Genomic DNA, 3093 nt, shown 5'->3' with positions numbered 1-3093 from the left:
CGTTGAGCACCTGCGTGGCGGCGCCGATGTCGCGCTCGATGCCGACCACGCCGGTGAAGGTGTTGGGGCCGGTCACCGGCTGGCCGTCGATCGTCAGCGCCAGGCCGGCCGGCACGGTGGCGAGCGTGACCTGCGCCTTGCGCGGCTGCACGTCGCGCGTGACCTCGGTGGTGCGGCCGTTCGAATCGGTGGCCTTCAGGTGGAATCGGTACCAGATGTTCGACGAGGTCTCGCCGCGCACGGGAATGGTCACCGTGCCGCTCGCGCCGGCGGTTGCCAGCTGGAGCGGGTGGGTGTGGGTGTCGTGGTGCAGGTCGGCCCACCAGCTGAGCGAACTCGCGGGCAATGCACCGTCTTCCGGATCGGTGGCGCTGCCGGTGAAGGTCAGGGTGTCGCCGGCCGCGAAGGTCGCGCCTTCGGCGGGGCTGTCGATCTGCGCGATCGGCGGGTTGCCGACCGGCGGCGGGGGAGGCGCGGGGGTGTCGCCGCCGCTGCCGCCGCTGCACGCGACGAGCAGCAGGCTGGCGGCCAGGGCAGCCAGCCGGGCCGTGTTCAGCAGGGAAGAAGGACGTTCAGCCATGGGAATCCTCGGATCGCGTGTGCGTGCTTGCAATGGCGTGCTTGTGGCATGTCATCCTGCGCCGGCGTGTGTCACCGTCGCAAGGAATGTCGCGCATTGTGTCCTCCATTCGCCCGCGCTGCAGCGGTGGGGCGACCGATCGCAAATCGGTATCGGTCGCCCCCTTGCGCGCGCTCAGGTCGGCGCGATGCGCGCGATGTTGACGCGCGTCAGCACCAGCAGCGCCCCGTCGTTGGCGACCCGCAGGTCGACCGGTTCGCCGGCCGTCTTCGCGAACGCATAGGCGGCATTGCCGTTCGCGAGGTCGATGCGGCCGATCACGTGCGTGACGAAGTCGCCGAAGAAGTAGCTGCCGTGGAAGCGCGCCGGGAAGCTGCCGCCCGCCGGGTAGAACGCGCCGCCGGCAATGCACTGGCCGACGAAGAAGCCGCCCGGGCCGCTGCCCGGTGGGCTGGTCGCGCTGTGGCGGTAGCTGAACAGCGGCGCGGTCAGGCCGGCCGCCACRTTGTCGGGCCCTTCGGAGCCCGGCCAGCCGTAGTTCGCGCCGGCGACCCCGACGTCGATCTCCTCCCAGGCGTTCTCGCCGACGTCGTTGATGTGGATGCGGCCGTCGCCCGGGCGGACCGCGAAGGTGAACGGGTTGCGCAGCCCGGTTGCCCACACGGCGCGGGCGTTGCCGGTGTTGGTCGCGTAGAACGGGTTGTCGGCCGGGATCGAGCCGTCGTCGTTCAGGCGCAGCAGCTTGCCGAACAGGCTGTTGCGGTCCTGCGCCGGCGCGCCGCGTTTGTTGTCGCCGACGCCGACGTACAGCTTGCCGTCGGTGCCGAAGTGCATCGCGCCGCCGTTGTGGTTGGTCGCGGCGAGCGTCGGCATGCCGAACAGCGCGGTCGGCGGGCCGGCGGCCACGTCGCCGTTCGCGGTATAGCGGYTGATGCGGTTGTGCGTGCCGCCCTCGGTGGTGGTGTGGTGCACGTAGACCCAGCCGTTGCTCGCGAAGTCGGGGTGCAGCGCGACGCCGATCAGCCCGCGTTCGCCGCTCGCGTCGATGTTGGCGAGCGTCGCGAACGGCGTCGGCAGCAGCACGCCGTTCTTGATCACGCGCAAGCGCCCGCCCTGCTCGGCGACGAAGATGCGGCCGTCCGGCGCTTGTGCGAAGGCCGTCGCGTCGGTCAGGCCGCCGACCCAGGCATCGTTCTTCGTGAAGCCTTCGGGCACCTGCACGTCGTTGCCGAACTGCACGATGCGCGTGACCCAGGCGGAGCGGTTGTTCGAGGTGTCGCGGGCGCGGGCGCGGATCACGTGCTGCCCGGTGGCCAGGCGCGTCGTCGTGACGCTGGTCATGTACGGCGGGTTGGTGTCGTCGCTGCCCCACAGCGCGCCGTCGATCTGGAACTCCACGCCGGCGATGCCGACGTTGTCGCTCGCGGTGGCCGTGATGTCGATGCGGCCGGTCAGGTTGGCGGCCAGGTTGGCCGGCGTGTTGAGCACCAGGGTCGGCGGCTGCGTGTCGGCCGCGAGCGCATCGGGCACCTCGGGTCCGTCGGCCGGGGGGCTGTCGGCCGTCACGTCGCCTCCACCACATCCGCCGAGCAGCAGGCCGCTGCCCAGCACCATCGATCCGATCGCCGATCGCCAGTTCGCCATGTCAGTCTCCGTCAGTGCGGTGCACGCAGGGCAATCGGCGTGCCGCACTTCGTGGCGGGCGTGTCACGTCCGGGACAGGCCGGCCGCGGGTTCGCTCCGTAGGCCTTGCCGATGCGGCGCGGTATACCTTGCCGGTGTCCAGCGGAGTCCGACCGTGAACCTGTCACCCGAAGTTCCACCGCGCCCGCACCATGCGGTCTGGCCGCGCCGCCTGCCGCGCGCGCTGGCGATCCCGTCGACCACGCTGTGGTTCAACCTCGAGGTGGTCGCGCAGCGTTTTCCGGACAAGCCGGCCTACCTGTTCTTCGGCCGGGCGCTCGATTTCCGCACGCTGCGCGAGCAGGCGGAGCAGGTGGCCGGCTGGCTGCAGCAGGCCGGCGTGCAGGCCGGCGACCGCGTCGCGCTGTACCTGCAGAACTGCCCGCAGTACGTGGCCGCGTACTACGGCATCCTGCGCGCGAACGCCGTCGTCGTGCCGGTCAATCCAATGAACAAGGCCGAGGAGTTCGGCCACTACATCACCGACCCCGAGGCACGCGTGGCGATCTGCAGCGCCGACCTGACGGGCTTCGTCGCGCAGGCGAATGCCGCGCTGCCCGAGGCACGGCGACTGCGGGACGTGCTGGTGCTGCGGTACGCCGATGCGCTGCCCGAGGCGATCGACCCTGCCATTGCCCCGCCGCCGGCGATGGAGGCCTGGCTGCGCTCCGATCCGCCACTCCCGGAAGGAAGGTCGGAGCGCTACACCCGCTGGGCCGATGCGCTCGCGCAGCGCCACGTGCCCGGGCCGCACACCGCGCGGCCGGACGACCTGGCGCTGCTGCCCTACACCTCGGGCACCACCGGGCTGCCGAAGGGCTGCATGCACA

The 3093-nt window shown here is 71.3% G+C and carries 2 protein-coding genes and 1 pseudogene; 1 reads left to right on the top strand and 2 read right to left on the bottom strand.

All coding sequences use genetic code 11. The annotated features are described in order from the left end of the window. Positions 1 to 580: pseudogene (locus AC1D15_RS24310) on the bottom strand (hypothetical protein); the annotation flags it as partial. A 174-nt stretch (positions 581 to 754) separates the two neighbouring features. Beyond that, positions 755 to 2224 (bottom strand): PQQ-dependent sugar dehydrogenase, encoded by a 1470-nt coding sequence (locus AC1D15_RS24305; protein ID WP_477827988.1) that lies wholly within the window; start codon positions 2222 to 2224, stop codon positions 755 to 757. A 154-nt stretch (positions 2225 to 2378) separates the two neighbouring features. Between AC1D15_RS24305 and AC1D15_RS24300 the strand changes: the two genes are divergently transcribed. Further along, a partial coding sequence (locus AC1D15_RS24300; RefSeq protein ID WP_477827987.1) for an AMP-binding protein occupies positions 2379 to 3093 on the top strand: 715 nt, incomplete at its 3' end.

This window comes from Rhizobacter sp. P2_H2, from assembly GCF_056403375.1.
The sequence above is the reverse complement of the archived record's forward strand: the minus strand, read 5'-3'. Positions and strand labels throughout refer to the sequence as shown.